Genomic DNA, 17,322 nt, shown 5'->3' on the forward strand with positions numbered 1-17,322 from the left:
AACATAATTCAAGAGCAATTAGAATGCATTAAAGAAAGCCTTTCGGGTTATTAGTACTGCTCAGCTCAGACATTACTGCCTTTATACTTACAGCCTATCAACGTCGTAGTCTCCAACGACCCTCAAGGGAAATCTAATCTTGAAGCTAGCTTCGCGCTTAGATGCTTTCAGCGCTTATCTAAACCGAACGTAGCTACCCAGCTGTGCACCTGGCGGTACAACTGGTACACCAGTGGTTCGTCCGACCCGGTCCTCTCGTACTAAGGTTAGGCCCTCTCAAATTTCCTGCGCCCACAACAGATAGGGACCGAACTGTCTCACGACGTTCTGAACCCAGCTCGCGTGCCACTTTAATCGGCGAACAGCCGAACCCTTGGGACCTTCTCCAGCCCCAGGATGTGACGAGCCGACATCGAGGTGCCAAACCACTCCGTCGATATGAGCTCTTGGGAGTGATCAGCCTGTTATCCCCGGAGTACCTTTTATCCTTTGAGCGATGGCCCTTCCATACGGAACCACCGGATCACTTTGTCCTACTTTCGTACCTGGTCGACTTGTAGGTCTCACAGTCAAGCGCCCTTATGCCAATACACTCTACGCACGGTTACCATTCGTGCTGAGGGCACCTTTGAAAGCCTCCGTTACACTTTTGGAGGCGACCACCCCAGTCAAACTACCCACCAAGCAATGTCTCCTGTTTGTACAGGATTAGACTCCAGATAAACAAAGGGTGGTATTTCAACGTTGACTCCACGACGCCTAGCGACGCCGCTTCATAGTCTCCCACCTATCCTACACATCGTTTATCCAAAATCAATGCTAAGCTATAGTAAAGGTTCACGGGGTCTTTCCGTCCCGTTGCGGGTACCCGGCATCTTCACCGGGACTACAATTTCACCGAGCTCGTGGCTGAGACAGAGCCCAAATCGTTACACCATTCGTGCAGGTCGGAACTTACCCGACAAGGAATTTCGCTACCTTAGGACCGTTATAGTTACGGCCGCCGTTTACCAGGGCTTCGGTTCAGGGCTTCTCCAACATTACTGAAGGATAACCCCCCCCCTTAACCTTCCGGCACCGGGCAGGTGTCAGGCCTTATACTTCATCTTACGATTTTGCAAAGCCATGTGTTTTTGCTAAACAGTCGCTTGGGCCATTTCTCTGCGCCCCCGCCTGAGCGGGGGACCCTTTATTCCGAAGTTACAGGGTTAATTTGCCTAGTTCCTTAGCCACGGATCACTCGAGCGCCTTAGAATATTCTTCTTGACTACCTGTGTCGGTTTGCGGTACGGGCACCATACATCTGAAGCTTAGAGGTTTTTCTCGGAAGTCTGATTACAGTCACTATCCACTTGTCCGAAGACTCATGGTACTATCAGGTTCACCAGGGACCAGCTCTTAACCTATCCCTAAAGCTACACCCTTTAACGAACACATCCGTCCGTTCGCGGACTTATCACTCCTTCGTCACCCCATGGCAATATATGGTGGTACTGGAATATTAACCAGTTATCCATCGGCTTCGCCTGTCGGCTACACCTTAGGACCCGACTAACCCTGATCCGATTAGCGTTGATCAGGAATCCTTAGTCTATCGGCGGGCGGATTTTTCATCCGCCTTATCGTTACTTATGCCTACATTTGCTTTTCCAGCCGCTCCAACATACCTTACGATACATCTTCAGCGCAGACTGGAATGCTCCCCTACCAGTCACGGCTTACGCCGTAAATCCATAGCTTCGGTATTATACTTGATGCCCGGTTATTATCCACGCCCAACCGCTCGACTAGTGAGCTGTTACGCACTCTTTAAATGAATGGCTGCTTCCAAGCCAACATCCTAGCTGTCAAAGCAGTCGGACTTCGTTAGAACAACTTAGTATAAATTTAGGGACCTTAGCTGATGGTCTGGGTTGTTTCCCTCTCGCCACTGGACCTTAGCACCCAATGGCTCACTCCTGGATATATGTTACAGCATTCGGAGTTTGTCTAGGTTTGATAGGCGGTGAAGCCCTCTAGCCTAATCAGTAGCTCTACCTCTGTAACACTCAACTCCAAGGCTGCCCCTAAAGGCATTTCGGGGAGTACGAGCTATTTCTCAGTTTGATTAGCCTTTCACCCCTACCCACAATTCATCCGATAACTTTTCAACGTTAAACAGTTCGGTCCTCCATCCCGTGTTAACGGGACTTCAACCTGATCATGGGTAGATCACAAAGTTTCGCGTCTACCCCCACTAACTTCACGCCCTATTCAGACTTGCTTTCGCTTCGGCTCCATCTCTTAAAGACTTAACCTTGCTAGTGAGGAGTAACTCGTAGGCTCATTATGCAAAAGGCACGCTGTCACCCCGACGAATCGGGGCTCCAACAGGTTGTAAGCGCATGGTTTCAGGTACTATTTCACTCCCTTGCTTAGGGTTCTTTTCACCTTTCCCTCACGGTACTAGTTCACTATCGGTCTCTCAGAAGTATTTAGCCTTGCGAGATGGTCCTCGCAGATTCAAACAGGATTTCACGTGTCCCGCTTTACTCAGGATACTGCTAAAAATATAACTTGGTACGTGTACGGGGCTATCACCCGCTATGGCCAAACTTTCCAGAAAAGTTCCACTTAAAGTTATATTCTACGTTGCAGTCCTACAACCTCTCTATAGCCGAAACTATAGAGATTTGGGCTAATTCCCTTTCGCTCGCCACTACTCAGGAAATCACTATTGTTTTCTTTTCCACCGGGTACTTAGATGTTTCAGTTCTCCGGGTTAGCTCTCCGATTACTCGGAGTTTCAGGCCTTCAACCTGAAGGGTTTCCCCATTCGGAAATCTGCGGATCAAAAGGATATTTGCTCCTCCCCGCAGCTTATCGCAGCTTATCACGTCCTTCATCGCCTCTGAGAGCCAAGGCATTCACCATGCGCTCTTAATTACTTTCTTTGTTACTTACAACTTAATATACAATGTTTCCAGCATGTCAAAGAACTTGATTTAACCGTGAATTGATGTCTGAAATTCACTTAATGGTTAAACTAGCAGTAATGAAACAACCGAATGTTTCCGTTTCTACAACCACATTACTTATTAAAAGAACTAAAATCAAAAATCAACCTTTAATCCAGTGTACAGACGCAATATCTTGCGTCTCTACTTAATCTCAAATAATCACCGGTATTACACCGTCTCACACTTAGGTGGAGAATAAGGGATTCGAACCCTTGACCCCCTGCGTGCAAGGCAGGTGCTCTAGCCAGCTGAGCTAATTCCCCGAGGAATTAATTGTAGTCCCGAGCAGACTTGAACTGCTGACCCCTACATTATCAGTGTAGTGCTCTAACCAACTGAGCTACGGGACTGTGTTAATCCGGTTGCTCAGCTCCGCCTGTCCCGGATTTTAATGGTAAACAGGACATTCTGAGCTCAATCCAATCTGCAATTCAAAGTGCCGGGAACACTTTTCAGGGAATTATATAAAAAAAGAAAAGACAAGAAGGAGGAGAGAATATAAGAGAGAATCTCTCTAGAAAGGAGGTGTTCCAGCCACACCTTCCGGTACGGCTACCTTGTTACGACTTAGCCCCAGTCACTGGTTTTACCCTAGGCCGCTCCTTTCGGTTACAGACTTCAGGTACTCCCAGCTTCCATGGCTTGACGGGCGGTGTGTACAAGGCCCGGGAACGTATTCACCGCGCCGTTGCTGATGCGCGATTACTAGCGAATCCAGCTTCACGAAGTCGAGTTGCAGACTTCGATCCGAACTGAGACCGGTTTTAGAGATTAGCATCTAGTCACCTAGTAGCTGCCCTTTGTGCCGGCCATTGTAACACGTGTGTAGCCCTGGACATAAGGGCCGTGCTGATTTGACGTCATCCCCACCTTCCTCTCGGTTTACACCGGCAGTTTCGTTAGAGTTCCCGGCATTACCCGCTGGCAACTAACAATAGGGGTTGCGCTCGTTATGGGACTTAACCCGACACCTCACGGCACGAGCTGACGACAACCATGCAGCACCTAGGAGAATGCTCCGAAGAGAATCCCGGTTTCCCGGGAGGTCAATCCCCTTTCAAGCCCAGGTAAGGTTCCTCGCGTATCATCGAATTAAACCACATGTTCCTCCGCTTGTGCGGGCCCCCGTCAATTCCTTTGAGTTTCAGCGTTGCCGCCGTACTCCCCAGGTGGATCACTTATTGCTTTCGCTCAGTCGCTGACGGTGTATCGCCAACAACGAGTGATCATCGTTTACAGCGTGGACTACCAGGGTATCTAATCCTGTTTGCTCCCCACGCTTTCGTGCCTCAGCGTCAGTAACAGCTTAGTAAGCTGCCTTCGCAATTGGTGTTCTGTGTAATATCTAAGCATTTCACCGCTACATTACACATTCCGCCTACTTCAACTATACTCAAGAATAACAGTATCAATGGCAATTCTACGGTTAAGCCGCAGGCTTTCACCGCTGACTTATTATTCCGCCTACGCACCCTTTAAACCCAATGAATCCGGATAACGCTCGCATCCTCCGTATTACCGCGGCTGCTGGCACGGAGTTAGCCGATGCTTATTCATACAGTACCATCAATCCCGAACACGTTCGAGAGTTTTGTCCCGTACAAAAGAAGTTTACAACCCATAGGGCATTCATCCTTCACGCGGCATGGCTGGGTCAGGCTTTCGCCCATTGCCCAATATTCCTCACTGCTGCCTCCCGTAGGAGTCTGGTCCGTGTCTCAGTACCAGTGTGGGGGATCATCCTCTCAGACCCCCTAACCATCGTAGCCTTGGTGAGCCGTTACCTCACCAACTAGCTAATGGCACGCATGCCCATCTTTAACCGCCGAAGCTTTAATCACTGAAAGATGCCTTTCTATGATGTTATGGGGTATTAATCCGAATTTCTCCGGGCTATTCCCCAGTTAAAGGAAGGTTGCATACGCGTTACTCACCCGTGCGCCGGTCGTCAGCGATATTGCTACCCTGTTACCCCTCGACTTGCATGTGTTAGGCCTGCCGCTAGCGTTCATCCTGAGCCAGGATCAAACTCTTCGTTGTAATTAAAAAGTTAAATGTCGCTCAAGATTCACTCTTAATATTCACCTTGTTTTTAAAGAAATTTAAGGTTTTCTATCCTTACCTTCTTTGTCTTTCCAATCTTTTCAAAGAACCTTTATAAAAGGGACGACAAAACTACAAAAACTTATTCATTCTGCCATCATTTTATCAAACTTTTTTGTGCTTATTTCCGGCGTCTTTACTCCGGTTTTTTAAAGCGGCTGCAAAATTAAAACTTAATTTTTATTCTGCAAAATTTTCGATCAGATTTTTTTACTTTTTTTCTTTATCTCACCAGGATCGTTTTCCTGTTTTTTAAAGAGGGTGCAAATGTAAAACTTGTTTTTTAATTTGCAAAATCTTTTTCGATTTTTTCCGATTTTATTTTTTCAGCACTTAAAGAACTTTTTCGTTTTGTTTCAGAAATTACTTCCTGATTTTCGAACGGGGTGCAAAGTTAAAACTTATTTTTTAATCTGCAAAAACTTTTTTTAGTTTTTTTATCCCTGCCCGATTTTTTCTCCAAAACCTAAAGAACTATGCTCTGTTTTTTAAAGAGAGTGCAAAAGTAATATTCCAAATTGAATCTGCAAATTTTATTTGCTGTTTTTTTACTTTTTTTTGTGCATCACTTAAAAGAACCAAAAGCGGGTGCAAATGTAAAAGAATTGTTTTTACATCAGCAACTATTTCACACTTTTTTTCTGGTTATTTTTTCTGAATACCGCAATAGTATTGATTATGAGAATCGTATGTGTCTGTTTCCCGATCGCAGAGACGCGATTTATCGCGTCTGGGTACGCCATGAGACGCGATAAATCTCGTCTCTACGACCGGATCCACATTTCATTATCCTATTATTAAAGAAAAGGATTATCTTCGCATCATCTAATTTAACATCGTGTGGACAAGGCGCTTGTAATCATTCCTACCTATAATGAAAAGGAAAATATAGAGAAGATGATCCTTACTATATTTTCTCTGCCCACTGCTTATCATATCCTTATTGTTGATGACGGTTCACCCGACGCTACGGCTTCTATAGTCAAGCGACTTCAGAATACGTACGCAGACAGCCTGTTCATTCTTGAAAGATCCGGTAAACAGGGCCTTGGCACTGCTTATATCACCGGTTTTAAATGGGCTCTCGCGAACGGATACTCTTACGCATTCGAAATGGATGCCGATTTCTCTCACAACCCTGCCGATCTGCTGAAACTGCATGAAGCCTGTATCAACGGCGCCGATGTGGCTATCGGCTCCCGCTATAAATCAGGCGTTAACGTGGTTAACTGGCCTATGGGCCGCGTCCTCATGTCGTACTTTGCATCTATTTATGTAAGGATTGTCACCGGTATGAAGATCTATGACACCACGTCCGGCTTTAAATGCTACCGCAGGATAGTCCTCGAAACCATTGAATTCGACAAGATCAAATTCAAAGGCTATGCATTCCAGATCGAGATGAAATTCACGGCCTGGAAGCACGGTTTTAATATCATTGAAGTTCCCATCATCTTTACCGACCGCCGTGAAGGTACTTCCAAAATGTCAGGCGGCATATTCAACGAAGCACTCTGGGGAGTGCTTCGCATCAAAATCCGAAGCTATTTCAGAAGGTACAAACGTAAATAGCCATTTATGAAAACCCTGCTGATCACCGATGCCCTGATTGTAAATGAAGGCAAGACCTTCCATGGTAACGTATTTATACAGGACAGCTTTATAAAGGAAATCATCCCTGCCGGACAACCCCTGCCGCCTTCCACGGCGGTTATTAAGGCCTCCGGTAAATACCTGCTCCCGGGAGTTATCGATGACCAGGTGCATTTCAGGGAACCCGGACTTACACATAAGGGCGATATCAGCAGTGAATCGGCCGCAGCTGTCGCCGGAGGCGTTACCTCTTTCATGGAAATGCCCAATACCAACCCGCAGACTGTTACGCAGGAACTGCTTCAACAGAAATACGTCAGGGCAGCCGCTGTTTCCCTTGCCAATTACTCATTTTACATGGGGGCCACAAATGATAACCTTGAGGAACTGCTGAAGACAGATCCACGCTCGGTTTGCGGCATCAAGATCTTTATGGGCTCTTCAACAGGAAATATGCTTGTTGACAATGTCAATACATTAAAGAACATTTTCTCCCAATCTCCCATGCTGATTGCCGTCCACTGCGAAGATGAAACGGTGATCCGCAACAATATTGAAGCAGCCAGAACCCGCTTTGGTGAAGATGTGCCCGTTTACTTTCATCCTGTCATACGCGATGAAGATGCCTGCTACCGGTCAAGCCGTATGGCTGCGGAACTGGCCTCCAAATATAATACCCGACTGCACATCCTGCACCTGTCAACTGCCAGGGAACTCGATCTTCTCGATTCTTCCCTCCCTCTTAAAGATAAAAAGATCACTGCGGAGGTTTGCGTGCATCACCTGGTCTTCGACAGCCGTGACTACTTTACCCGCGGTAACCTCATCAAATGGAATCCTGCCATTAAATCGGCAAGGGATCGTGAAGCGTTAATGCAGGGACTTCTTACGGGTAAAATAGATGTGGTGGCTACCGATCATGCCCCCCACACTCTTGAGGAAAAGCAGAACACCTATTTTAAAGCCCCTTCAGGTGGCCCGCTGGTACAGCATTCCCTTACAGCTATGCTTGAATTCTGCCGGCAGGGTTTGATGAAGACTGAACAGGTGGTAGAAAAGATGTGCCATGCGCCGGCCGACCTTTTTCATGTTGAAAAGAGGGGATATATCCGTCCCGGTTACTATGCCGATCTTGTCATTGTGGATCCGGATGACCCGTGGACTGTTTCAAAGGATAACCTGCTTTATAAATGCGGGTGGTCGCCCTTCACAGGGATGACTTTTCATTCAAAGGTCACTCATACCCTTGTTAACGGCAATATCGTGTATGAAAAAGGCAAGCTAAATCACGAGTTTAAAGGAATGAGGCTGCTGTTTACCTGAAGCTTCTGACAGCCTCCATAAAAGCCTTTCCAATACTGCCCGACAACGGATTCTCGAAATCCATCCGTTCAGGGTGCCACTGTACCGCTATACAAAAAGGATGCAGTTGGCGGTCACATTCTATGGCCTCGATGATTGAATCCTCACTGAAAGCAACCGGCCTGAAGCCCGGAGCAAGCAGATCTATCGCCTGGTGATGCGAACTGTTTACTGTTCCGTGTGTCGCACCGGAGATTAACGCAACCCGTGAATCAGCCGTAATGCTCACTGTATGATTCATATCCTTATCACCTGAATGGGTAATGGATGTTTTTGGCTTTGTATAGATATCCGTGTACAATGATCCGCCAAAAGCCACATTCAGCATTTGTTGTCCCCTGCAGATCCCGAAAACCGGCAGTTTATGAAGAAAAGCATATTCAATTACTCTTTGCTCCAGTATATCTCGTTTTTCATCAATGTCACGACACATCTGAGTCTCACTTCCCCTGCCATACCGTGAAGGATGAATATCACATCCTCCTGATATGAGGATTCCCGATGCATCTGCAACAGCCAGCATCGCTTCATCAATCGATAATACAAACAGGTCTTTTATTTCAACCTGTGGATCCAGCTTTTTAAGCCAGTTTCCATAATTCTCCGAAAGTTTTGTAACCGCTATAACCATAAACTCTGTTAAAACCGTAATGCAGGCACAATTATCATACCGGTTTCCATTTTACCGGTCTCCGTATTCAATTGTGAGCCTCTTACACTGTGGGGTATACTGAATATGACAACTAGTATAATAGCTGCTGCTATTGTTGCGAACCTTCTGTTGTTCTTAAGGTTAACAAGTACGGCTATAATCCAGAACAAAAGCGCTATCAGAGTTTTGTTATCAGTAAGGTCCATGCCATTCGGAAAACCGGTCCAGTATAAGCCGAACGAATACTTCTGCACCAACGGGCCAAATATGAACCCGCCAATTATAAGAGCCGATAAGGTTAATATGCCATAAAGTTTGAACGCTTTCATATTGAGTAAGGCAAGAAACAGTGCAACACTTGAAAACAGCATAGCCAGGGTCATACAGAGTACGTGAGGTATAATGATTCCTGCCGGAACATCACCCCTGTACCGGATAACGATCTGTTCTGAGACAGGAACCCGGAAAACCTTTCCGTCCTGTGTGAACTTCATAAAGTACTCGAGCTTACCTCCGTTTGGCTGATTGGGAAGAAAGCCGGCCAGTTTGTCGCCTACCCTTACCATATTGACTTTTTGCCATTCGTCCGAAGTCCGCAATCTTTTATAATGCAATTCGCCCTGCACATTGATATCAGGGATGGCAACTTCTATCAGGCAATTCGGTTTTCCTTCATTGCTTCTCGGCAGCCTGAACCGGTAGACCTGGCTGTCATTAATCCATAGTTGCTCACTCTTAGGCTTTGTCGGACCGTTAATACTCTGGTAAACCATGGCTGTTCCGGTAAGTACAAGGGCCAGGAACCAAACCATGATCCATTTCCATACATTTTTGTTTTTCATTTCTGCTAAAGTTGGATGATCAAAACTTCTTTTGCACCGTTGCGAAGCACTTCAACGCTTATAATCTGGTTTTTGGTCAGCTTACCAAGCCGGTACATATAATCGTAAATGTTCTTCACCGGAAGACCGTCAATGGCTTTGATAATATCTCCGTTCTTAATGCCTCCCCTTTCGGCAGCCTTGCCTTTCGAAACAAAGTCAACTCTCACACCCTCGATATCATTGTCACTGAAATCGGGCATAAAACCCAGCGTAACCTTAAACCGGTATCCGGGACCTGCAGATTCCTGTTTAGGTCCGGCCTCACGGAACGTAAGTTTTCCGGGTAGTGCGGATATATCTGAAGCCAGGTTGTATGCGAATTGAGTTACCTCTTTCATTCCCTGCATATTGATTTTTCTCACGTCGTCATCGGGCGTATGGTAATCACTGTGCGCACCTGTGGTGAGAAAGAATACAGGAATATCCTTTCCATAGAATGAGGAATGATCTGAAGGACCACTTCCTTCGCGGCTTTTTGATATCTTAAGTGCTACCTTCGTATTGGCCATTGAAATTAACGAATCTGCCTCTGCCGATGTACCTGTTCCTCCTACCTGTAAACCCTTATTGTAATCAAGTCTGCCCACCATGTCAAGGTTGATCATGGCAACGACTTTTGAAATATCAACGGGAAAATGATTGACAAAGTATTTCGACCCGAGTAAACCCATTTCTTCGCCGCCGAAAGCCACAAACACAAAGGATCGTTTCATTGATCCCCTGTTTTTTGAAATCATGCCGGCCAGTTCAAGCATTGCTGTCACACCTGAAGCATTGTCATCTGCACCGTTATGCACGGCTACAGTGTCGGGTCTTCTTGATGAACTGCCCGGACCCCCGGTTCCCAGGTGGTCAAAATGTGCTCCTATCACTATGTATTCGTCTTTCAGCACCGGATCACTCCCTTCAATAATAGCATAATGATTTGCTGTTGTGCCCATGATATTTTCAACCTGTGACCGGGCATCAATTGTAACTCCTTTCAGCAATTCATGACTCACTGACGGTGTTTTCAAAAGGGGTTCCACATCTTTTAGAACCATATGATTGACTTTCAACAGCGAATCCGCCCACTGTCTTGAAACCTGGAATACAGGTATCCCTGTCTTTGCAAGCTTTTCATGCACTTCTGCAAGTCTGTCCCCGGCATCATAAGAGTATCCTGAAACAAGGATAAGACCTGCAGCTCCCTTATCACCCGCAAGCATGGCCTTATCACGATCTCCGGAACTGATTGAAAGATAATCTTCAAATTCAGGCAAATCGGGATAACCACGGAGTGCCAGGACCCATTTTCCCTTTACATCAACCCGGGCATAGTCATCCCATTCAAAAGAATCAGTTTTAACAGACAAACCGTATCCTACAAAAACAACCTCAGATGAGATAATGGTATCCTTTGAGAAGCCAAAGGGGCTAAAACGCTCGCCAGGTATGGATTTGCCGTTTACCTTTATATAATTCTCCGATCCCCTTTTTAGATATTGCAGAAATGAAAATTCCTGCGACATAGGCTGGAGTTTCTGGTTCCTAAAGCAATTTTCGATATAGGAACCGGCCATTGCATCACCCCGCGTACCGGGGTATCTTCCCTGTAAATCGTCGGATGCCAGGTAATTTAAGTTTCGTTCAATACCGGAAAGGGAAACGTCGGAAGCAGATTTATAGGTTGTACAGGAAACAATAAATAACAAGGCATTGGCAATGAGAAAGGAATGCAATATTTTCATGAATAGTGATACTTTTGTGATTATAACAAAGATATAATAATAATGAAAAATCCGGTAATTGCACTCTTTCTCTTACTGTTCTGTTGTACCCAGAAACAGGCTGACCAGGCATCCCCGATCCGCTCAGGTGATTCAGCATTGGGAATTGTTGTGGCTGATACAGTGATTTACGACGTCGCGGTTGTTAATCACAATCCGGATGACACCTGGTCGACCGAACGACTTAAAAACCTGCACCATGAACTGCTGCTTGACAATGTTTTCAGCATGATTGCCGGGGGTAAGGCAGTAGCATATGACCATACAACAGGGGAAAAACTAACGCCGGGTCATGTGGAAAAAATGCTCAAATCAAAAGAAATTGATCCGGCTAAAATTGACATGATCCAGTTTAAGGAAATATGGTATATAAATGCATCCCGGGCAACTCTCAGAAAAGAGGTGATTTCGATGGTACTGGGCTCACAGATCTATGATAATTACGGAACATTCATAGGGAATAAAGCTATTATGAGAGTGGAATTATTGAACTGATTACTTTTTACTATTTTTGCAGGCTGATTTAAAAATTATTCATTGAAAAAGTAAAATTACGATGCTGACAGTTGAAAAAATTGGCGGAACTTCTATGTCAAAGTTCGAGGATGTGATGAATAACATTATAATGAAGCCGTGTAATTCCTGTGATTACTACAACCGGATTTTCGTGGTTTCGGCCTACAATAATGTCACCAACTGGCTTCTTGAACACAAGAAAACAAAGGAGCCCGGCATCTATCTTAAATTTGTCAATAGCGACAATTATCAGAAAGCCATCATGGAGCTTCTGCAGAAGCTTCTTGAAATAAACCGCACCTTTGAAAGCATTGGCCTGAACCTTGATAAAGCGGATGAATTTATAACCAACCGCATTCTGCAGGCCCGCAGTTATCTTGACAACCTGGCCAGTGTGCTGGCAACAGGTTATGTAAACCGCCAGAACATACTTCTGGCTGCACGTGAAATTCTATCTTCAATCGGTGAAGCCCATTCAGCATTCAACTCGGTGAATATCCTGGGCAATAACTGCATAAATGCTACATTTATTGATCTATGCGGTTTTAATGATTCGGAATACCTTACAATCGATGAACGTATCCATAAAGAGTTTAAAGGAATCGATTTCACCAATACAATTCCGATTGTTACCGGTTATACTAAAGGTACCGAGGGAATCATGCGTGAATTCGACAGGGGATACAGCGAAGTTACCTTCAGTAAGGTGGCTGTTGAGGTGAAAGCTGATGAAGCTGTTATTCATAAAGAATTCCATCTTTCTTCGGCAGATCCTAATATTGTCGGCATTGACAAATCGATACCGGTTGGTTTTACAAACTTCAATGTAGCTGACCAGCTTGCTGACATCGGTATGGAAGCCATTCACCCCAAAGCTTCAAAACCTCTTGAAATGGCCGGTATAAATATCCGTATTAAGAATACATTTGAACCGGATCATCCGGGAACATTGATTTCAAAGACCTACGTAGGGGAAAAATCACGCGTTGAAATCATTTCGGGAACCGATAAAGTATATGCCATCGAAATTCATGACCCTTTAATGGTTGGCCAGGTAGGTTTTGACCGTCATATCATGCATACCTTCGAACAGCATAACGTGAGTTATATTCTAAAAGCCACCAATGCCAACAGTATTACGCAGGTTATCTGGGAGGACGACCTTTCAGACAGTCTCATTGAAGAGCTGAGAGGCAAGTTCTATGAGGTTACTGTGAAGCCTGTTGCCCTGGTTTGTACCCTGGGAACCAATATTGCACAGCCGGGTATTGTGGCAAAGGCTACAGCCGCCCTGGCTAATAACAGCATTAACGTTGAAGCCATTTCCCAGTCGCTTAAACAGGTCAATATGCAGTTCGTAATCGGAAGAGACGATTATAAAAGAGCAATTGTTGCCCTCAACGATGCGCTATGCGTGAAACCGGCTGATATTCTGCAATAAATTAGCGGCCAACGAAAATTAATCGTATCTTTGCAATCTACTTGATGCGATGATAAAATTCATTGAAACACTGGAGAAGGATGCTCTCGTAGGGAAGAATTTAAGTCTCACATATAGTCAGCTCCTCAATCAGATTGAACATTTCAGTTCAGTTTTACCGCCTGTAAAAGGTGAGCGTGTAATTATATTTTCCGAAAATCGTCCTGAATATATATTTGCGTTGTATGCCATCTGGAAACGAGAGGGCATAGCTGTGCCTGTTGATGTCATGTCGACACAGCATGATGTAAGCTATATTATTTCTGACGCTACTCCTTCGGTAATATTTTGCTCACGCGAAAAGGAAGAACTGATCCGGCAATCGATGAAGGATGCCGGTGAAAATCCTGCCGTTCTTGTTTTTGAGGCACTGCCTGCTCTTAATCAACCAACTGAAAAAATTGGGGATTATACCATATCAGAAGCTGACAGGACAGCACTGATTCTTTATACTTCCGGTACAACCGGCAATCCGAAGGGAGTCATGCTTTCATTCAAAAACCTCCTTGCCAATCTTACAGCGGTTTGTCACGACGTACCTATATTTACTGCAACGGACAGGGTAATGGTACTTTTGCCTCTGCATCATGTTCTCCCCCTGGTTGGTTCAATCATTGCTCCTTTATATACAGGTGGCACCATGGTGCTGAACTCATCGCTTGTTGCCGAAGATCTGCTCGCTACTCTGAAGCAGTTTAAGGTAACCATCATGATCGGGGTACCAAGGCTGTACCAATTGATATATAAGGGACTGAGGGAAAAAATCAACAGCAGTGCCGTTGCCGGCCTCCTTGTTAAAATGGCCGGCGCCATCAACTCGCTCGCCTTTTCACGCATCCTTTTTGGCTCTGTACAAAGGAAATTCGGAGGAGAGATGCGTTACCTTGTTTGCGGCGGCGCACCCATTGACGGTCACATAGTGAAACTCTTCAAAACACTTGGTTTTGAAATACTCGAAGGATTCGGTATGACCGAGACAGCTCCCATGATAACTTTTACCCGGCCGGGAAACATTGTACCGGGGGTTCCGGGACAACTTCTGCCAGGGCTGAAAATCCGGTTCGAGGAGGACGAGATCGTCGTGTCGGGCGATAATGTCATGCAGGGTTATTATAAAAAACCTGAAGAAACCAGCGCTGTGCTCAAGGATGGCTGGCTCTACACAGGTGACCTGGGATTCCTGGATAAAGACGGAAACCTGCATATCACCGGTCGCAAAAAGGAGATTATTGTTTTGCCTAACGGCAAAAATATAAATCCGGATGAAATTGAGAGAGCCATTCTGAAACAGTCGGCTTACGTAAAAGAAGCCGGCGTTTTCATGAAGGACGGCGTATTACAGGCCATCATGGTGCCCGATTTCCGGAAACTCAATGAAGCAGGAATCAGCAATATCGAAGAATATTTCCGCTGGGACATAATTGACAAGGTGAACCGTACTGTTTCACCTTATAAAAAAGTACTTAAGATCCACATTGCGTCCTATGAACTGCCTAAGACAAGGATCGGAAAGCTGAAACGATTTATGCTTCCTGAAATGGCCGTTCAGAAAGAACATGTAACCGCCGATGAGCCAAAGACAAGAGAATACCAGGCCATTAAAAAGTTTCTCGAAGATGAGACCCAGCAGGATGTACATCCGGGTGATCATATTGAACTGGACCTGGCACTCGATTCCCTTGGAAGGGTAAGCCTTTCAGCATTTATAGAAACCGCATTCGGTGTGGATGTTCCCGAACAGACACTTGCTGATTTTGCATCCGTTGAAAAGCTTGCCGATTACCTGCATCAGAAAAAAACAAGACTTAATTTTGAAGGCATAAGCTGGTCGCAGATCTTAAAAGAAAAGGTACATCTCAAACTTCCCAACTCCTGGTTTACACATAATATGTTCAGGAATATATCGCAGGTGTTGTTCCACCTTTTTATGAGGGTGAATGCCAAAGGCATGGAAAATCTGCCGGATGAGCCGTGCATCATTGCACCGAATCATCAGAGCATACTCGATGGGTTCCTTGTCGTTTCCTTTATTAAGCGAAAGTTTATGAAGAAAACGTATGTATATGCCAAGGAGAAGCACTTCAGGCACCCGGTGTTGCGGTTCCTGGCAAACAGGAATAATATCATCCTTGTGGATGTGAATAAAGACCTGAAGCTTTCCATTCAGAAACTGGCCCAGGTACTGAAAAACAGGAAAAACCTGATTATATTTCCGGAAGGAACGCGTACGCTGACCGGACATCTTGGCGAATTCAAGCAGACATTTGCAATCCTTGCCCGAGAACTCAAAGTGCCTGTTGTACCGGTTGCCATTAAGGGATCCTACAATATTCTGCCTACAGGATCCAGGTTCCCGAAATTATTCCGGAAAGTATCCGTTGAGTTTCTCAAGCCTGTTTACCCCGGTGATCATAGCTACGAATCACTGAAGAATCTTGTTTATAACCGGTTGGAAAACAAACTTGCGGAAAAGGTGTAAATCGCTTACCTTAGTCGGTAACAATTCCTAAATCAACTTTCAATGGATACAAAAAGCGAAAAACTCCGGGATGCCTGTGAGCTTGCCGCACAAACTTTCAGGAAACTGAACCATGAAGAGTACCATGAAATCATTTCCAAACTGGAATTTTGTATCGGTAGTTATAATTTCGACAAAAATCCTTCAGGTCTTTACGAATTCGGCTTTATGGCATTGAATATCCTCCAGGATATTAAGAAAGGCAGTCCCCGTAAAGTCAATAAAACAGTCATCACCGCCCTTGAAAATAGCCTGGCCGGAAATTGAAGCGTTAATAAACAGTATTATGTTCAGGCGTATATCGATCCTCTTGCTTTTATTTCTTCCCGGCTTATGCCTTATGGCACAAAAATCATTTGTACCCACCACCCATGTCGGCGTTCATGGGGGTGTGGATTTCAGCACAATGAGTTTCAGGCCTCAGCTTAAACAGGAATTTCTGCCCGGCAAGGAATTTGGTATTTTCTTCCGCCATGTTTCTGAACCCCATATTGGTTTGCAGCTGGAAATCAATGTTGCCGATAAGGGATGGAAAGAAGTGATTGATTCTGTCGGCACGTATACCCGTAAACTTTATACAATTGATGTACCTGTGCTTGCTTCTTTTATTGCCGGAAGTAAAACCGTCCGCTTTGTATTCACCATAGGACCATACTTGTCTTATAGACGGAATGACACTGAAGTCCTAAAATTAATAGAAAAGCAAGATTATACTGCTTTAACAAATCGTACTATCAGATATAATTCTGAGATTATTTACGTCACAGAAACACCTTTCCGAAGGCAGCATTATTACAGGTCACTGGCAAGCGATTGGGCATTCGGTTTTACCGGTGGGATATCTGCCGAAATATATACAAAAATAGGGGGATTTGCATTAAAGGCTTCTTACAGTCATGCCCTCACCAATCTGTATCCTCTAAATAAAGGCCCCTACTACTTCGCTGCCTCCCGGATGATGGTGATATACGGGGGGATTGGATATTTTGTATCGTTTTAGAGTCAAACAAGCCGTCATTGCGAGGAGTCAGAGGAATATTTGATTATAGTAAATATTTAATGCGACGAGGCAATCTGTCAGCACAGGCAGGACATTACAAAAAGAAATTCCATATTTGCTCTTTGCATAGTTCTGCCTGTTCGGGCAGATTGCTTCGTCAGATGAGCATGCTTCAATAATCAAATGTTTATCACGCTCCTACTAATGACGATTTTTCGTAATTCGTTGTATGCTAATGAATAACCCTGAAAGGGTTCAATTTGAATAACCACGGGTGAAACCCGTGGTACGGTGCTACGATGACAAACACAACTCTGAAAGAGTTGAATTATGCATAATTGAAATTGAACCCTTTCAGGGTTCTTGTCTGCTGACATCATAATCCACGGGTTTCACCCGCGGTTATTCAGATCTCGCTACTTCGTAGCTATTTGTGAAAGCCATGG

The 17,322-nt window shown here is 44.9% G+C and carries 10 protein-coding genes, 2 tRNA genes and 2 rRNA genes; 7 read left to right on the top strand and 7 right to left on the bottom strand.

Translation table 11 applies throughout. The features are described from left to right. Positions 1 to 29: 29 nt before the first annotated feature. The 4 genes from VK179_01775 to VK179_01790 all read right to left on the bottom strand — a co-directional run bounded on the left by VK179_01775 (position 30) and on the right by VK179_01790 (position 5,039). Positions 30 to 2,933: ribosomal RNA gene (locus tag VK179_01775) — 23S ribosomal RNA — on the bottom strand. Between the two features lie 255 nt (positions 2,934 to 3,188). Further along, positions 3,189 to 3,262, bottom strand: a tRNA-Ala gene (locus tag VK179_01780). A gap of 13 nt (positions 3,263 to 3,275) precedes the next feature. Further along, positions 3,276 to 3,349 (bottom strand) — tRNA-Ile (locus VK179_01785). A 168-nt stretch (positions 3,350 to 3,517) separates the two neighbouring features. Continuing rightward, positions 3,518 to 5,039: ribosomal RNA gene (locus VK179_01790) — 16S ribosomal RNA — on the bottom strand. The 16S and 23S rRNA genes sit together here with 2 tRNA genes alongside, the layout of an rRNA operon. Positions 5,040 to 5,942: 903 nt before the next feature. On the opposite strand from VK179_01790, the gene VK179_01795 reads away from it, so the two are divergent. After that, complete coding sequence (locus tag VK179_01795) at positions 5,943 to 6,674, top strand: polyprenol monophosphomannose synthase (protein HLO57448.1); 732 nt, start codon at positions 5,943 to 5,945, stop codon at positions 6,672 to 6,674. A gap of 6 nt (positions 6,675 to 6,680) precedes the next feature. After that, positions 6,681 to 8,018 carry a dihydroorotase gene (locus VK179_01800; protein ID HLO57449.1) on the top strand — a complete coding sequence of 446 codons (1,338 nt, stop codon included), beginning with the start codon at positions 6,681 to 6,683 and terminating at the stop codon, positions 8,016 to 8,018. On the opposite strand, the gene VK179_01805 is transcribed toward VK179_01800, so the two are convergent. Genes VK179_01805 through VK179_01815 form a run of 3 tightly spaced genes read right to left on the bottom strand, consistent with a single transcriptional unit; the run spans position 8,011 to position 11,323 of the window. Then, positions 8,011 to 8,688, bottom strand: coding sequence for a gamma-glutamyl-gamma-aminobutyrate hydrolase family protein (locus VK179_01805; GenBank protein ID HLO57450.1), 678 nt, complete (start codon positions 8,686 to 8,688; stop codon positions 8,011 to 8,013). The two genes, VK179_01800 and VK179_01805, sit on opposite strands and share 8 nt — an antisense overlap. A gap of 8 nt (positions 8,689 to 8,696) precedes the next feature. Then, positions 8,697 to 9,551, bottom strand: coding sequence for a hypothetical protein (locus VK179_01810; protein ID HLO57451.1), 855 nt, complete (start codon positions 9,549 to 9,551; stop codon positions 8,697 to 8,699). Between the two features lie 5 nt (positions 9,552 to 9,556). Continuing rightward, positions 9,557 to 11,323, bottom strand: a complete 1,767-nt coding sequence (locus VK179_01815; protein HLO57452.1) for a M20/M25/M40 family metallo-hydrolase — start codon at positions 11,321 to 11,323, stop codon at positions 9,557 to 9,559. Between the two features lie 42 nt (positions 11,324 to 11,365). Between VK179_01815 and VK179_01820 the strand changes: the two genes are divergently transcribed. The 5 genes from VK179_01820 (at position 11,366) to VK179_01840 (ending at position 16,876) form a co-directional block, all read left to right on the top strand. After that, positions 11,366 to 11,857: a hypothetical protein gene (locus VK179_01820; GenBank protein HLO57453.1), complete on the top strand. Its 492-nt coding sequence runs from the start codon at positions 11,366 to 11,368 to the stop codon at positions 11,855 to 11,857. A 61-nt stretch (positions 11,858 to 11,918) separates the two neighbouring features. After that, positions 11,919 to 13,319 carry an aspartate kinase gene (locus VK179_01825; protein ID HLO57454.1) on the top strand — a complete coding sequence of 467 codons (1,401 nt, stop codon included), beginning with the start codon at positions 11,919 to 11,921 and terminating at the stop codon, positions 13,317 to 13,319. 49 nt (positions 13,320 to 13,368) lie between these two features. Continuing rightward, positions 13,369 to 15,837, top strand: coding sequence for an AMP-binding protein (locus VK179_01830; protein HLO57455.1), 2,469 nt, complete (start codon positions 13,369 to 13,371; stop codon positions 15,835 to 15,837). Positions 15,838 to 15,879: 42 nt separating this feature from the next. Next, positions 15,880 to 16,143 carry a hypothetical protein gene (locus VK179_01835; GenBank protein HLO57456.1) on the top strand — a complete coding sequence of 88 codons (264 nt, stop codon included), beginning with the start codon at positions 15,880 to 15,882 and terminating at the stop codon, positions 16,141 to 16,143. A 19-nt stretch (positions 16,144 to 16,162) separates the two neighbouring features. Continuing rightward, positions 16,163 to 16,876 carry an outer membrane beta-barrel protein gene (locus VK179_01840; protein HLO57457.1) on the top strand — a complete coding sequence of 238 codons (714 nt, stop codon included), beginning with the start codon at positions 16,163 to 16,165 and terminating at the stop codon, positions 16,874 to 16,876. Positions 16,877 to 17,322: the final 446 nt, after the last annotated feature.

Source organism: Bacteroidales bacterium (assembly GCA_035299085.1).
Lineage (GTDB): Bacteria > Bacteroidota > Bacteroidia > Bacteroidales > UBA10428 > UBA5072.